Here is a 15,071-nt window from a genome sequence, read left to right on the forward strand (position 1 = left end):
TCGCGGCCTTAAGCAGGAGCCGACATGCCGCGTACGCTCATCAGAAAGAACCCGAGCAACTTCAAGACGCTGCCGCTGTTCGTCGAAGCCACGCCGGAAGGCCTGACCTACCAGAGCGTGGGCATGCCGCTGAATTTCGCCCAGACCCTGCAACGGCGCAAACCGGTCAGCGTGGCCGACGCCGAGCGCTTTGCGCTGGAGCTGGCCAACCTCGGCGTCTCGGTGCGCCTGACCCTGCACTGGCAGAATCGCGATTACTGGGTGCTGGTGCGCCAGCGGCGGCAGGATCGCGGCGACGTCGTGCTCAAGCTGATTTCCGGCTACGTGCCGGCCCATGAACTGAATATTCCGCTGCACACCGCAATCCAGGAGATCGCCGAAGAATGCCTGCTGGAAACCCCGGAAGGCTGGCTCGGCGGGCGCTTCAACGACACCTGGTTGCCGGCTCCGTACGCCTCGGCGCTGCATTATCGTGAGGCCCTGCCCTTTCGCCTGACGCCGCTGTCCGGTTCGGCCCGGCCGGTGCGCTGCGCCAATCTGCAATTGCTTGAACGGCCGAGGGCTTACGTACATTTGCCGACCGCGTCCCTGCAATTGATCTACGACCTGCGGCTGGACGTGCCCAAGGAAGCCAAGAATCTGAGCCTGTTCCATGTCGATGAACGGCTGGAAGGCGATCAACTGGTCGCCCGGCTCGACCGCAAGCGCCCCGATCTGTACTTGATGCCGTTGCAAGACGGCGAGCCGCTGCCCGAGCTATACACGCTGAAGAAAGGTCAGTTGTACCCGGCGGGCACTCGCGGTCTGTATCTGGCGGAAAGTTTCGCCCGGCAGGACGGCTGGCTGGTGCGCGATGAGCGGATTCGCTGGAAGGACTGGCTGCGCCAGCAGGGTTTGACGCCGCCACCCAAGGACACGGGGTTGGCACGGTTGCGCGGCAAGGCCAAGCAACTGCTGAAGAAGATCGTGCCACGCAAGAAAGTGAATTCCTGAACGGCAAAAGACCGCGCCAGCGAGTGACTCCAGAGAGTCGTCGCAGGCGCGGTCTTCATGTTTGCATCACTCGGACTTGCGGATCTTTTCCACAATCGCCGTGGTCGAGCTGTTTTCCACCAGCCCCAGCACTTTAACGGTGCCACCGTAGGCTTTGACGATGTCGGCGCCGACAACCTGGTCGATGCCATAGTCGCCGCCCTTCACCAGCACGTCCGGCTTGACCTCGCGCAGCAGGTTTTCCGGAGTGCCTTCGGCGAAGCTGATCACCCAGTCCACCGCACCGAGACCGGCGAGAACCGCCATGCGCCGGTCGACGCTGTTGATCGGCCGGCCCGGCCCTTTCAGGCGGCTGACCGAGGCGTCGTCGTTGATCGCGACGATCAGGCGATCGCCCTGGGCCCGCGCCTGCTCGAGGTAGGTCACGTGGCCGGCGTGCAGGATGTCGAAGCAGCCGTTGGTGAACACGATCCGCTCGTTGTGCGCACGGGCATCGGCGACTGCCAGCAGCAGTTGCTCCAGACCCAGCACGCCACGCTCGGAACCTTCTTCACGCTGAATGGCGCGACGCAGTTCCGGTGCGCTGATCGCCGCTGTACCCAACTTGCCGACCACGATGCCCGCCGCCAGGTTGGCCAGCGCTACCGCGTGCGGCAGTTCTTCGCCGGCGGCAATCGCGGCCGCCAGGGTGGAAATCACTGTGTCGCCGGCACCGGTCACGTCGAACACTTCACGGGCCCGGGCCGGCAAATGCAGCGCCGGATGATCCGGACGCAACAGGGTCATACCATGTTCGCCACGGGTCACCAGCAGCGCGCCGAGATCCAGGTCGTGCATCAGTGTCGCACCCTTGGTCACCAGTTCGTGCTCATCGACGCAACCGCCGACGATGGCTTCGAACTCGCTGAGGTTCGGGGTGATCAGGCTCGCGCCACGGTAGATCGAGAAATCCTTGCCCTTCGGGTCGGCCAGCACCGGAATGCCTTTGGCGCGCGCGGCCTGGATCAACGCCTGATGGTTTTTCAGGGCGCCTTTGCCGTAGTCGGACAGCACCAGCACCTTGATCCCTTCGAGCAGGTCGTCGACCTGCGCGCCGAGGGCCAGTGCGTCGGTGGCGAACGGTTCTTCGAAGTCGATACGCAGCAATTGCTGGTGCCGGCTCATGACCCGCAGCTTGACGATGGTCGGCTGGTGCGCGATGCGCTGGAACAGAGCCCGCACGCCCGCACCCTTGAGGCTGTTGCTCAGGCTGTCGGCGGCTTCGTCATCACCGGTCACACCGACCAGCGACGCCGGCGCACCCAGCGCGGCAATGTTCAAGGCAACGTTGGCGGCACCGCCCGGGCGGTCTTCGATTTGCTCGACTTTAACGACAGGAACCGGCGCCTCAGGGGAAATCCGTGAGGTACCACCATGCCAGTAACGGTCGAGCATGACATCGCCGACCACCAAGACAGGGGCTTGATCGAATCGCGGCATGGACAACTTCATGGAGCAACCCACATACAAAATGAACAGGGGCGCGATATTAACACAGGGTTGGCGAAGGCTTGTGCGGCGGCTGCAACAGGATGAAACGACAGGCTTTTTTGCTCACTTTTTGAACAAAAATACACTGAGGGCAGGGCCTGGATACAAATCGCCGGGCGCATTGCACGCCCGGCGTTCTCGAGGCGGGATCAGGCGATGTCTTCGGCCGGGGCGTCGAGGCCCATGGCGTTGAGACGCGCGTAGTAGCCGTTCTGTGCCAGCAGCTCGTCGTGAGTGCCGCGCTCGACGATCCGGCCCTGATCCATGACCAGAATCAGGTCGGCCTTCTCGATGGTCGACAGACGGTGAGCGATCACCAGCGTGGTGCGACCCTTCATCACTTGATCCAGGGCGGCTTGAATGTGTCGCTCGGACTCGGTGTCGAGAGCCGAGGTGGCCTCGTCGAGAATCAGCAACGGTGCGTTCTTGAGCAAGGCCCGGGCAATCGCCAGACGCTGGCGCTGACCGCCGGAAAGCAGCACACCGTTCTCGCCGACCTGGGTGTCCAGGCCTTCGGGCAGTTGCGCGATGAAGTCCATGGCATAGGCGTCACGCGCCGCTTTCTCGATATCCTCGCGCGGCGCCCCGGCCAGATCGCCATAGGCGATGTTGTTGGCCACGGTGTCGCTGAACAGCGTGACGTGCTGGGTCACCTGGGCAATATGCCGGCGCAGGTTAAGCAGCTTGTATTGCTCCACTTCCACGCCGTCGATCAGGATCTCGCCCTTGTTGTGGTGATAGAAGCGCGGAATCAGGTTGGCCAGGGTCGACTTGCCGCTGCCTGAACGCCCCACCAGTGCCACCATCTGCCCCGGCTCGACCGAGAAGCTGATGTCGTCGAGCACCTGACGCTCGGTGCCAGGGTAGGTGAAGCTCAGGTTGCGGACATCGAGGCGACCGCTGACCGAATCGCGCTCGACCGTGCCGGTATCGACTTCCGGCTCGACGTCCAGTTGCTCGAAAATGCTTTCGGCACCGGCCACGCCCTTCTGGATGGTCGAACTGACTTCGGACAGCTGACGGATCGGCTTGGGCAACAGGCCGGCCAGGGTGATGTAGGCCACCATGTCACCGGCCGACGCGTCACCGCGCAGGAACAGCACCAGGAACATCAGTACCGCCATGGCGCTGTAGATCACCAGTTGCAGCATCGGCGTGTAGATCGCGCCGGTGCGGGTCATGCGCAGTTGCTTGTCGGTATTGCTCTGGCTGGCGTCGAGGAAGCGTTTCTCCTCGTAGGCTTCACCACCGAAGCTGCGCACCACGCGATAGCCCTGGATGGTTTCGGACGCGACGTGGGTCACGTCACCCATGGCCAGCTGGATCTTCTTGCTCTGCTTGCGGAATTTCTTGCTCGCGGTGCGCACCATCACGGCGATCAGTGGCAGGATCGCGACCATCACCAGCGTCAGCTTCCAGTTCATGAACAACAGGGAGGCAAACAGGAAGATCACGGTCATGCCTTCACGGATTACGACCTTGATCGCATCTGTTGCCGCCCCCGTGACCATGGTCACGTTGAAGGTGATACGCGAAATCAGATGACCGGAGTTATGCTTGTCGAAATACCGGTTCGGCAGCACCAGCAGGTTATTGAACAGCTGCACCCGCAGATCGTGCACCAGACCCAGGGAAACCTTGGCCAGGAAATAGTTGCCCAGATAAGATCCCAGGCCCTGCCACGCGGCGATCAGGATGATCAGCAGCGGTACGGCCTGCAGCAGCTGCAGGTCGCGCAGATAAGGCACGGTGGGAAACAGCACGGCCTCGGGATTGGACAGTCCATCGACAAAATACTTGAGGATGTAGCCGAGCATCGGCTGGGTCGAGGCAAAAATCAGAAAACCGACGATGCTGATCAGGAACAGACTGATGTACGGCCGGACATAGCCGAGCAGGCGGAAGTAGATTTTCAAGCTCGAAGGGCTTGCGGCGGGACTGGAGTCGGTCATATCACGCGAAAGTCGATAAAAAGGACGCTGACTTTAGCACAGCTTCTTCAGGGTTCTGGCAATCGGGCAAAGGCTGTTATTGTTAGGCATCTTTTTCAGCATCAAATAGCCATCATCGAAATGGCCGATCAACTTCAGGATTGAATCTCTCAGCATGCAACTTCGCGGCTTCAGCAGTACGTCCAATCGGATCTTCGATTTCATCAGCCTGTGGATACTTCCCGCCGGCTACTTCCTGCTCTTGTGCGCGCTGTTCTTCCTGCCGGGCCGCAGTATTCACCACAAACTGTTTTACGGCCTGTTCAGTATTCCGACGCTGATCGCCCTGTGCCTGCGCCCACGGGAACTCAAGGAAATGCTGCGTGAACCGGTGTTCATCGCGCTTCTGCTCTTTGCTGCCTGGGCATTGCTCAGCCTTTGCTGGGGCCCGCAGGACGAGCCGATTGGTGGCATGTTCAAGCCTCCGTTGCACACGCTGATGCTCTTCGCCGGCTGTTTCCTGCTGGTGCGCTACCGCAGCGACATCCTTTCGCCGCTGATGTTCGTCGCCGCCCTGGTGGCATTGATTGCCACAACCTGCTTCCTGATTCCATTTGCGCTTCACTACGAGCCCGGCGCGCGCCTGATCGGGGGAGGGGCGTTCGACAATCCGCTGCTCAGCTCCCACCTGTTTGGTTTTTTCTGCGCCTACTGGCTCAGCATGAGCATGACTTGCAAAGATGGCCGGCTGTACTGGATCAGCGTACCGGCGATGCTCATCATGTTCATGGCGGTCGTCGGAACCGGTTCCCGAACCCCGCTGGTCGCGCTGACCATGGCGGCACTGTGGCTGGGGTTCATTTGCTGGAATCGCCGCTCGCTTGTGCTATTGGGCGCACTGGCACTCAGCGGCCTGACGGTAGTCCTGCTGTTCTCGAAAATGATCATCGAGCGCGGCGACTCCTATCGATTCGAAATCTGGCAACTCGCACTGCAGAAGATCGCCGACCATCCCTGGATCGGCCACGGCTACAACGCGGCTCTGGAGATTGATCCGGGCGTCGGCTACAACTTCCAGGAGCCGCACAGTTTTGCTCTGGGCGTGCTTTATTATGTCGGCATCCTCGGTCTGCTGCCCTGGTTGTTCTTCCAGGCCTGGGCGCTGCTGAGCAGTTGGCGGCTGCGGGTTCAGCCATTGCTGATAATCGCCTCGACCTGGCTGGTGTTCGGCATCGGCGCTGGTCTGACCGAGGGCGGCGGCATCATTTCACGGCCCAAGGAGCACTGGTTCCTGCTGTGGATTCCATTGGCACTGATCGCGGCCCTGAGCATCAATCAACGCGCCCGCCGCCTCTTGACCCTGCCGATACAGAAATTGTCGGTATCCGGCCTGCAACGACTGAGTGCCGACGCCCAGGTGATTGAGGAGGACGGCCTGGGGCCGAAGGTCCTGCGCCTGAACGATGGCAGTTTCCTCAAACTGTTCCGCCGGCGTCGCTGGTACACCTCGGGGAGTTTCAATCCCTATTCCGAGCGCTTTGCCGTCAACAGCGAACAACTGCGCCAGATCGGTATCCCCACGCCGCAAGTGCTGAATCTGTATCGCCTCAAAGACGGCAGCAGTGCCGTGCATTACACCCCGTTGCCCGGCCATACACTGCGTCAGGTCCTGCAGAGCATCACTGCGCCGGCTGTGCGTCAGGCGCTGGTGGAACGATTCGGCAAATTCATGGCCAGACTGCATGAGCAAGGTGTGTATTTCCGTTCGCTGCACCTGGGCAACGTACTGGTGCTGGAAGACGGTGAATTCGGGTTGATTGATCTGGCCGACCTGCGGGTCTACCCTTCGTCCCTCAGCCTTTCGCTGCGCCAGCGCAACCTGCGCCACATGCAACGTTACACCGTCGACAAACGCTGGCTGTTCGAAGATCACCTCGAGGCATTGCTCCAGGGATACGCCATGACGGCGTCGAAAATCGCAGCAGACAATCTGCACAGGCAAGTGCTGGCCGGCAACAACCCGGCCCGGGTTCATTGATGATTGAAACCAGTCCGTTCATCGCGCTGATCGCTTATCTGCTGGCCATTCTGACTGCCACACTGTTGTTGCGTGCCGTACCGAAGATTGCACGGCACCTGCAGCATTCCGGTGAAAGTCGCTATGCCAGCATCGATGGCTTGCGCGGTTATCTGGCGTTCGGTGTGTTCGTGCACCACTCGATCATTACCTGGATTTTTCTGCGCACGGGGGTGATCGGGTTTCCACCAAGCAACTTTTACTCGATGCTCGGCCAGGGTAGCGTGGCCCTGTTTTTCATGATTACCGGTTTCCTGTTCTGGAGTCGCCTGCTGATCCAGGGACGTCAACACGACTGGCTGGCGTTCGGTGTGTCGCGGGTGTTTCGCTTGTATCCGCTCTACCTGCCGTTGATGCTGGCGGTGTTTCTCACGGTGTTTTATCTGCAGGGCTGGCAGCTGATAGATTCCGTGCCGCAGCTGATCAAACAGGGGCTGTTGTGGTTGACGTTCGATCGCCCCGACGTCAACCAGTACCCGCAAACCGGGATGCTGATCTCCAACGTCACCTGGACTCTGGCCTACGAAGTGTTTTTCTATCTGGCGCTGCCACTGGCGGCCCTGATATTCGTCTACCGCGGCAATTGGCGACAAGTGGTGTTGTGCCTGATCGGGATTTACACGCTGTATCAACTGGTCGGCTGGGAGCATTCACTCAAGAAGCATTTTCTGGCCAGTTTCCTCGGCGGAATCGCCGCCGCCTACTGGGTGCGGCGCCCGCAACTGGCAGCCTGGAGCCGCACCACGCTGGCCAGCGTGGTCGCCCTGGTGGCTCTGGCGCTCGCCTTCACTGTGTTCAATCGGGCTTTCAAGACCGCGCCGCTGTTTCTGCTGGCGCTGTTTTTCGTGATTGTGGCTTCGGGCAATACCTTGTTCGGCACCTTGAAACCCCGCAGCATCCGCTGGCTGGGAGAAATCAGCTACAGCACCTACCTCCTTCACGGCTTCGTGCTCTGGCTGATGGTGCAGCGCCTGCCACTGCTGCTGCACCTGGATGCCCGGGAAACCTGGATCTTCCTGCCATTGATGGTGGTAAGCACCTGCCTGCTGATTCTGATCAGCAGCGCAACGTTCCTCTACATCGAAAAACCCGGCATGAATGCAGGCAAGCGGGTCGTGCAGTGGATTCGCCAGCGCCAGAAAGGCAACAAGCCCTTGACGGAAAAAGTCGCTCGCTGAAGGCGAACGACAACGACCTCAGTCTTTTTCCAGCGGCGAAAACAGCAACCGGCCCAGCCCGCGCCAGGTCTTCTTGTTCCAGGCCTTGAACGGGATTTGCGCCAGCAACTCCCGCGCCAGTTTGCGATCGCGGTTGGCGGTTTTCAGGAACATCGAGTTGAGCGACTTGTAGCGCACTTCGTCGTACAGCGGATGATCGCTGAACAACGCGTAGGTGCGCAGGATATTCTCGATCATGAAACGGTGATTCTTGTACGAGTTGGTAGCGTGCTTGCGGTAGCGCGCCATCACTACGTTCAGACCATCGATAAAGTAACCGGCGCGGGTCACTTTCAGTTCGATGTACAGATCCTCAAGACGAATTGACGGGTCAAACCCACCGACCTTGTCCAGCGCCTCACGGCGGATCATCAGGGTCGGTGCCGGCGGATACGGCTTGCGTTCCAGAAACATGTCATCGAAATCCAGGCGACGGAACGGCACATCCCGGCGCTGACGCTTTTCCGGGTAGAGGTTGCCGTCGGCGTCCATCAGCTCGATGTTACCGGCGCATATGCCCACTTCCGGCTTGCCGTCCATGTAGGCGACCTGGGTAGCGATCCGGTCCGGGTACATGATGTCGTCGGAACCGAAAGGCACGATCAGGCTGCCTTTGGACCGTGCGATGGCGCCGTTGAGCGTATTGGTCAGGCCCTGGTTCTGCTGCACCCGAAAATCGAAGCCGTGCTTTTCCTGCAAGGCCTGGATGCGCTCGACACTGTCATCCTTCGAGCCATCATCGACCACCAGCAGCTCGATGTTGCGGTAGCTCTGATTGATGACGCTGAGGATGCTTTCCTCGATGTACGGACCGTGGTTGTAAGACGCGATGATCACGGTGACGATGGGTTGCGCATCGCTCAGGGCGGCGACCTCATTCATGGCTGTTCCTTGCGGGCCTGCTCCAGGCCGGAGTCGATCAGATTCAGGTATTCCTGGCGGAAGACTTCGATGTCGTGCTGTTCCTGCAAATAGCGGTAGGCCTGCTCGCCCTTGGCCTTGAGCTCGTCATCCGACAGCGCGAGGTAGGTGTCCAGCGCCGTGACCAGGCTTGGCACATCCTTGGGCGTGATCGACAAACCACCGGCACCTTCGATCAGCGGCAGCATGGCCGGCACGTTCGAAGCGATCACCGGCAGATGCCCACTCATGCCTTCCAGCAAAGCCAGGCCCAGGCCTTCGGCCAGCGACGGCATGGTCCAGATGTCGAACGCGCGCACGTATTGCAGGGCGTTTTCCTTGAAGCCCAGCAGGTGCGCCCGGCCGCCAAGGCCCAATTGTTCGATCTCGGCGGCCAGCGGCGCCTGCAGGCGTCCGGCACCAATGATTGCCAGTTGGGTGTTCGGGTATTTGTCTTTGAGTTGGGCGAAAGCCTGCAACAGGTAAGTATGGCCCTTGACCGAAACCAGTCGCCCCAGCGCCCCGATCAGCCGCACATTCGGGTCGATGCCCAGCAATTCACGCGCGCGTTCGCGACTGTGCTGCAAACCCTCGGCCTGTTCGATGTCGATGGCGTTGGTGATCGCGTACGTGTTCTGGTCAGTGAAACCGCAATCGCAATCCAGCAGATACTGTTTGACCGCCGGCGACACGCCGACGAAACGCCAGTGCCGGTCGATCAGGCGCTGAGTCTGTCGACGGCGGTAGAAGCGGTCGTACTCGCCGAAACCGTGGGAAATGCCGATGCACAACGGCACTTTCAACCAGCGGTTCAGCGTCAGCATCATGTTCACCGGTTTGAAGCGGTTGCAGATCACCACATCGAATTTTTCCCGGCGGCAGAACTTGTAGAGCTGCCACATCGCCCGCAGGCGCATGCCCTTGAGGGACTTGTCGGAAAACTCGAAATACACCGAACGGTCGGCCCGACTGACGGCCTCGCCCGGCCCCGGTTTGCCACGCAGGAAGGCTGCGGTCACTTCGTAACGATCGGTCGGCAGCGCCTTGACGATTTGCTCGGCAAGGTCGGCGAAATCATGGGATTTGACGTTGTAATCGGGCTGCAGCTGCAGCACCTTTGCGCGTTGACTCATACCTCTCCCCGGTGCGATCCCGTCGCACCTGCTTCGCTCTGCTTCAGTACCCAGAACAACTCCTGGCGTCTGACCGCTTTGCGGAAAAATTCATTCTCGCCGTAGACCGACGGACGCCGACCGGCCAGCAGTCGCTGAAACAACCGGCGCAGGCGACGCTTGAACGGGGCCGGTGGCTGCAGGTCATGCATCATGCCCAGCGCCATGGCCTTGTCCCGTTGCAAGTCGATCGACAGCGGCAGGCACAGCGGCTGCATCGCGAGTGCCGCGTCGAACGTCGGCGGCAAGGCAATGCCCTGCCCGCTGTCGCCCATCGGCCAGCGATCGTTGTCGTGCAAGTGGTTGGCGTAACCGAGCAGGGTCGGTTGGTAATCGAGGCTGCGCAAGGCTTCCAGCACTGCCTCTTGAGCGCAGATATGGTCGGGATGCGGATCCAGCGTCGGGTGCGGCAACACGATCACATCCGGGCGGGCGCGGGACAGCACGTCACGCAGGTCGGCCAGCAGGTTGTTCCAGGTCGGCGCGCCATCGGCATCGCCGGGCAAGGCAAACGGATTCAGCTGACGGAACAGGCGCGTGTCGCTCAGATCGGCTTCCCGCGAGCCCACCGGTTGATTCGGCGCAGCCTGCATCGCCGCCAGTTGCAGGCAGAAATACCCGAGCTGCACGCAATGTTCCTGCGGCACGCCGGCCCAGCGCGGCACGGCAAGACTGTCCCAGGCACGCAAGCGACCCTTGAGCCGCGCCGCCTCGACCTTGTTCAGGCCCATCTGTTGATAGTGTTCGGCTTCGATCTCGCCGGCAGTCAGGGTCACGATCCAGGCGTCCTTGGCCTGGCTGTACAGACCGTAGGCGGCCAGTTCGGCATCGTCGGCGTGCGGCGCGATGACCATCACCCGCTGCTGGCGGTAGTCCGGTTGTTCCAGCGCCCACAGCACCGGCTCGCCGGACACCCGGCAAAAGCGTCCGCGCAGACGCAACTGGCCTTGTGACAAGGCTTGCGCCTGTCCGCTGAGGTTCAGATAACGCAGACCGTTGACGCCACGTTCGAACGTCTGCGCATCGGGATGGGTGCCGCCGGCCAACTCGACCCGAGGGTCGAAGAAGCGTCCCAGAAAGCTGCTTTTGACCTTCACGGCGAGGATCAGCGTGGCGTCGTCCACCAGCATCACGCCCTCGTCGAGGCGTAGTTGCTCACCGTTCAAATGCACTTTTGGCTGCGGGGTGAACGGTGGAAAGCTGTATTGGTAATCGTCTTTCGGCGAATAGAACAGGTGATCGGCGAACCACGCTTCGTGAGCGACCCAGCCAATCAACGCCAGCACCAGCGGCAACCACCAGGCCACCAGCACGCCGAGGGCGATCAACACGATCAGTGCGATCAGCAGGCCGATGCGTTTATTGCGCCGGTGACGCTTGAGCAGTTGCTGTTTGCGACTCATGGGCTGACTCATACGGTGAAGACCGGCACAGGATTACACCAGCGATCCTTGTATTCACGGTCGGCGCGACCGAAGGAAAAGCGCAGCGGCTTGTTCAGGGCCCGCGCGTGCTCCCAGGCAGATTGCGTATTGAGGAAACTCAGGACGCTGCCGGGGCTGAATTCACGGGTTTCAGGATCGACACCACCGTTGATGTACTCGACGCTGATCCACTCAGGCGCTTCGACGCGATACACCAGTTGAATGGCGATCGGCGCATCGTTGAGGAAGATCACCGAGCCGATCAACAGCTCGCGCAACAGCTCGATAACTTCGGCCATGCGTGCCGCGCCAGTGGCCGGGAAACCCCAGCGACGCTGGAACAGATCGCAATAAATGGCTGCCAGTTCGGCACTGGAAAAATCGCTGACCGGCCGCACGACACCGCCCGCCTCTTCCAGCAGGCGCAGCTCACGGCGCTGGTTGTAGCGAAACTTCTTCGACAGCTCTTCGGGAGTGCGGGCCATGGCCAGTTGCTCGGTCTGCAACTTGAGGCCACTGAAGCGGTTTTCGTTGAGCGCCGACAGATAGCGCCCGCGATGGCGCAGCGGGGCCTGGGCATCGGCGGCGGCCGGCAGGATCAGCTCGGCGTTGCCGAGGTCGAACAGGCCTTTCTTGCCGTTGCGTTTGAGCACGTCCTTGGACAGGGCCAGATCACGGCCCCAGGTCGGGATCGCGGCTTTGATTTCGCCCTGCTGTTCCCAGGCCAGATAGCGCACCGGGATGCCGGCCAGATTCGCCAAACGCTCGACCACCATGGGATGAGTCGCGACGCTGCCGCCGAAACGTTGCCAGGTCTGTGCATAAGTTGAGGCGTCAACGGGCGACCAGCCACGTTCGCGCCAGCCTTGAAATCGGTTGAGCATCAGCCCCTCGGTGCCAGATCGGTAACTTGCGGCAAATGCCAGAAGGTGTCGCGTACGGCGCGGTCGGAGAAGCGCTCGCGCAGGCGATCAAACATCATCTCCGCGCATTGACGACGCTGCTGCTCGTCCATGCCGGCCAGATGTTTCAGGCCCTGGGCCAGATGCTCGGCATCGCCCAGCGGGAACAGAATGCCCACGCCCTCGACCACTTCCTTCGCCCCGCCACACGCAGTCGCCAGCAACGGCACGCCGGCGGCCATGGCCTCCAGCAGCACCATGCCGAACGGTTCGTGGTCGGAGCTCAAGGCAAACACATCGAATGCGCGGAAATAATTGCGCGCGTCCGGCACCTGACCGAGAAACAGCACGCGGTCCCCGACACCCAGCTCACGGGCCTGCGCCTTGAGCTCATCCTCAAGCCGGCCCTTGCCGAGAATCACCAGTTGGCTGTTGGCCGGCAGACCGGGCAATGCCGCCGCAAAACCGTGCAGCAGCGTAGCCTGATCCTTGTCCGGGTGCAGGCGACCGACGTTGCCGACAATGAACGCATCCGCCGACAGACCGAGGGTCTCGCGGGCTTCACGGGCCGATACCTGACTCATCTGCAACGCCGAGACATCGATGCGGTTGTAAAGGGTCTGGATACGCGCCGCCGGCCATTTCGGCAGGCAACGACGCATGTCGTCGCGCACCGCATCGGACACGCCGAGCAGGCTCAGACGCTTGCGGAAAATGTGCGCAAAGAGTTTGCGCGAGCCGCGCTTGTAATCGCCAAACGCGTGGTGCACGCCAATCACCGGCAGCGAAGTGCCGAGCAAGGCGATGTAGATCGGCTTGAAGCGATGGGCGATGCAGAAACTGAAATTGCGTGAAGCGGCGATCTTGCGCAGATCGCCGATGGCACCCAGCTTCAGGCCACGAATGGCCTTGGAGCTGTATTCCATGAACAACACTTCATCGGAGGCGCAGGCCGCGGCCACCTCGCTATCGGCAGCCCCGGTCAGAAAGACCGTGGTGACCCGATAACCGGTGCCCGCGAACAGGCTGGCGTACTGCCGCGCGCAGTCGAGGAACGGCCCGTCATAGCCGTGACAGAACTGCAGCACATGGCGTTCAGCCGAGCGTGTCATAAGCGTTTGCGCCTTCTTTGACCACCAGGATGTCTTCCATGATCAGGTACTGCAGATCCGAGCCGAAGAACATGTTCAGGGCGTCGGTCGGCGAGCAGATCATCGGTTCACCACGGCGGTTGAGCGAGGTGTTCAGGGACACGCCGTTGCCGGTCAGCACTTCCAGCGCCTTCATCATGTCGTAGTAGCGCGGGTTGTATTCGCGCTTAAGCACCTGGGCCCGGGAAGTACCGTCTTCGTGGACGACTTCCGGCACGCGGGTCTTCCACTCCTCAGCCACTTCGAAGGTGAAGGTCATGAACGGCGCCGGGTGATCGATCTTGATCATCTGTGGCGCAACGGTGTCGAGCATCGACGGGCAGAAAGGCCTCCAGCGCTCGCGGAACTTGATCTGGTGGTTGATGCGGTCAGCCACGCCAGCCACGCTCGGGCAGCCGATGATCGAACGACCGCCCAGTGCGCGTGGACCGAACTCCATGCGGCCCTGGAACCAGGCCACCGGGTTGCCATCGACCATGATCCTGGCGATCTGCTCCGGCATGTTGTCGAGCTTGCGCCAGGTCGGCTTGTTCTCGTGACGGGCGCACGCGGCGATCACGTCTTCGTTGCTGTAAGACGGGCCGAGGTAGACGTGTTCCATCTTCTCGACCGGTACGCCACGGGCGTTGGACACGTAGGCCGCTGCGCCGACTGCGGTGCCGGCGTCGCCGGAGGCAGGCTGCACGAACAGCTCCTTGACGTCGTCACGGGCGATGATTTTCTGGTTGAGCTTGACGTTCAACGCACAGCCGCCAGCGTAAGCCAGCTTGCCGGTTTCCTTGAGCACGTCGCCCAGGTAGTAGTCGATCATCTGCAGCGCGATTTTTTCGAACAGCGCCTGAATGCTGGCGGCGTAGTGGATGTACGGCTCGTCGGCGATGTCGCCTTCGCGCTTCGGACCCAGCCACTCGATCAGCTTCGGCGAGAAGTAGTAACCCTTGCCCTTCTCTTTATAACGACGCAGGCCGATCACGTTGGCGTAGTCGGTGTTGATCACCAACTCGCCGTTCTCGAACGAGGCCAGGCGCGAGAAATCGTATTTGCTGGCGTCGCCGTACGGCGCCATGCCCATGACCTTGAACTCGCCGTCCAGCATGTCGAAACCGAGGAACTCGGTGATCGCGCCGTACAGGCCGCCGAGGGAGTCCGGATCGAAGAATTCCTTGATCTTGTGGATCTTGCCGTTTTCGCCGTAACCGAAGAAGGTCGTGGCGTACTCGCCCTTGCCGTCGATGCCGAGGATCGCGGTTTTCTCTTTGAAACCCGAGCAGTGATAGGCGCTGGAAGCGTGGGCCAGGTGGTGTTCAACCGGCTCGATCTTGATTTTCTTCGGATCGAAGCCCAGTTGCTCCAGACACCAGACGATCTTGTTGCGATAGCGCTTGTAGCGACGGTTGCCCATCAGGATCGCGTCGAGTGCACGATCCGGGGCGTACCAGTAACGCTTGGCGTACTGCCAGCGAGCCTTGCCGAAAATGCTGATCGGGGCGAACGGAATCGCGACCACGTCAACGTCGGACGGCTTGATGCCTGCCTGCTCCAGGCAGAACTTCGCCGATTCGTAGGGCATGCGGTTCTTTGCATGTTTATCGCGTACGAAGCGCTCTTCCTCAGCCGCCGCGACCAGCTTGCCGTCGATGTACAAGGCTGCTGAAGGATCATGGCTAAGGGCGCCGGACAGGCCAAGAATCGTCAATGCCACAGGGGTCTAGCCTCTTTAGTCTGCATTCAGGCGCGATGCGCCTTGAAAAATGATGTGCCCTCGCACCGGGCG

At 61.1% G+C, this 15,071-nt stretch carries 11 protein-coding genes; 3 read left to right on the forward strand and 8 right to left on the reverse strand.

Translation table 11 applies throughout. The features are described from left to right. Positions 1-24: 24 nt before the first annotated feature. Positions 25-993: a hypothetical protein gene (locus M5G18_RS23655; RefSeq protein ID WP_007952240.1), complete on the forward strand. Its 969-nt coding sequence runs from the start codon at positions 25-27 to the stop codon at positions 991-993. 66 nt (positions 994-1,059) lie between these two features. Here the strand turns inward: M5G18_RS23655 and hldE are convergent, their stop codons facing one another. Next, a complete protein-coding gene (hldE, locus tag M5G18_RS23660) occupies positions 1,060-2,484 on the reverse strand; it encodes a bifunctional D-glycero-beta-D-manno-heptose-7-phosphate kinase/D-glycero-beta-D-manno-heptose 1-phosphate adenylyltransferase HldE (protein WP_273897027.1) in 1,425 nt (474 codons plus the stop codon). 188 nt (positions 2,485-2,672) lie between these two features. Further along, on the reverse strand, positions 2,673-4,475 hold the full coding sequence (gene msbA, locus M5G18_RS23665; RefSeq protein ID WP_273897026.1) for a lipid A export permease/ATP-binding protein MsbA: 1,803 nt from the start codon (positions 4,473-4,475) through the stop codon (positions 2,673-2,675). A 154-nt stretch (positions 4,476-4,629) separates the two neighbouring features. Between msbA and M5G18_RS23670 the strand changes: the two genes are divergently transcribed. Beyond that, positions 4,630-6,492, forward strand: coding sequence for a bifunctional O-antigen ligase/aminoglycoside phosphotransferase family protein (locus tag M5G18_RS23670; RefSeq protein WP_273897025.1), 1,863 nt, complete (start codon positions 4,630-4,632; stop codon positions 6,490-6,492). Beyond that, on the forward strand, positions 6,492-7,709 hold the full coding sequence (locus M5G18_RS23675; protein WP_273897024.1) for an acyltransferase family protein: 1,218 nt from the start codon (positions 6,492-6,494) through the stop codon (positions 7,707-7,709). The genes M5G18_RS23670 and M5G18_RS23675 overlap by 1 nt, the downstream gene beginning before the upstream one ends. Positions 7,710-7,727: 18 nt before the next feature. Here the strand turns inward: M5G18_RS23675 and M5G18_RS23680 are convergent, their stop codons facing one another. From M5G18_RS23680 to M5G18_RS23705, 6 genes are read right to left on the reverse strand one after another with little or no spacing between them, the layout of a single operon-like run. Continuing rightward, the gene (locus tag M5G18_RS23680) at positions 7,728-8,612 is read right to left on the reverse strand and encodes a glycosyltransferase (protein WP_273897131.1); all 885 of its coding nucleotides are present in this window, start codon (positions 8,610-8,612) and stop codon (positions 7,728-7,730) included. A gap of 14 nt (positions 8,613-8,626) precedes the next feature. After that, positions 8,627-9,781 (reverse strand): glycosyltransferase family 4 protein, encoded by a 1,155-nt coding sequence (locus M5G18_RS23685; protein ID WP_273897023.1) that lies wholly within the window; start codon positions 9,779-9,781, stop codon positions 8,627-8,629. Then, a complete protein-coding gene (locus M5G18_RS23690) occupies positions 9,778-11,223 on the reverse strand; it encodes a PIG-L deacetylase family protein (RefSeq protein WP_273897022.1) in 1,446 nt (481 codons plus the stop codon). Before M5G18_RS23690 ends, M5G18_RS23685 begins: the two co-directional genes overlap by 4 nt. Positions 11,224-11,231: 8 nt before the next feature. Further along, the gene (locus M5G18_RS23695; protein ID WP_273897021.1) at positions 11,232-12,128 is read right to left on the reverse strand and encodes an antimicrobial resistance protein Mig-14; all 897 of its coding nucleotides are present in this window, start codon (positions 12,126-12,128) and stop codon (positions 11,232-11,234) included. Continuing rightward, a complete protein-coding gene (locus M5G18_RS23700) occupies positions 12,128-13,258 on the reverse strand; it encodes a glycosyltransferase (protein ID WP_192563260.1) in 1,131 nt (376 codons plus the stop codon). Before M5G18_RS23700 ends, M5G18_RS23695 begins: the two co-directional genes overlap by 1 nt. Next, a complete protein-coding gene (locus tag M5G18_RS23705; protein WP_085608464.1) occupies positions 13,242-14,999 on the reverse strand; it encodes a carbamoyltransferase family protein in 1,758 nt (585 codons plus the stop codon). Before M5G18_RS23705 ends, M5G18_RS23700 begins: the two co-directional genes overlap by 17 nt. Positions 15,000-15,071: the final 72 nt, after the last annotated feature.

The organism is Pseudomonas aphyarum, assembly GCF_028657055.1.
GTDB lineage: Bacteria > Pseudomonadota > Gammaproteobacteria > Pseudomonadales > Pseudomonadaceae > Aquipseudomonas > Aquipseudomonas aphyarum.

Excerpts from the sequence above, each read along its gene's own strand:
- M5G18_RS23655 (WP_007952240.1), top strand. The coding sequence starts at position 25 with ATGCCGCGTACGCTCATCAGAAAGAACCCGAGCAACTTCAAGACGCTG.
- hldE (WP_273897027.1), bottom strand. The coding sequence starts at position 2,484 with ATGAAGTTGTCCATGCCGCGATTCGATCAAGCCCCTGTCTTGGTGGTC.
- msbA (WP_273897026.1), bottom strand. The coding sequence starts at position 4,475 with ATGACCGACTCCAGTCCCGCCGCAAGCCCTTCGAGCTTGAAAATCTAC.
- M5G18_RS23670 (WP_273897025.1), top strand. The coding sequence starts at position 4,630 with ATGCAACTTCGCGGCTTCAGCAGTACGTCCAATCGGATCTTCGATTTC.
- M5G18_RS23675 (WP_273897024.1), top strand. The coding sequence starts at position 6,492 with ATGATTGAAACCAGTCCGTTCATCGCGCTGATCGCTTATCTGCTGGCC.
- M5G18_RS23685 (WP_273897023.1), bottom strand. The coding sequence starts at position 9,781 with ATGAGTCAACGCGCAAAGGTGCTGCAGCTGCAGCCCGATTACAACGTC.
- M5G18_RS23690 (WP_273897022.1), bottom strand. The coding sequence starts at position 11,223 with ATGAGTCGCAAACAGCAACTGCTCAAGCGTCACCGGCGCAATAAACGC.
- M5G18_RS23695 (WP_273897021.1), bottom strand. The coding sequence starts at position 12,128 with ATGCTCAACCGATTTCAAGGCTGGCGCGAACGTGGCTGGTCGCCCGTT.
- M5G18_RS23700 (WP_192563260.1), bottom strand. The coding sequence starts at position 13,258 with ATGACACGCTCGGCTGAACGCCATGTGCTGCAGTTCTGTCACGGCTAT.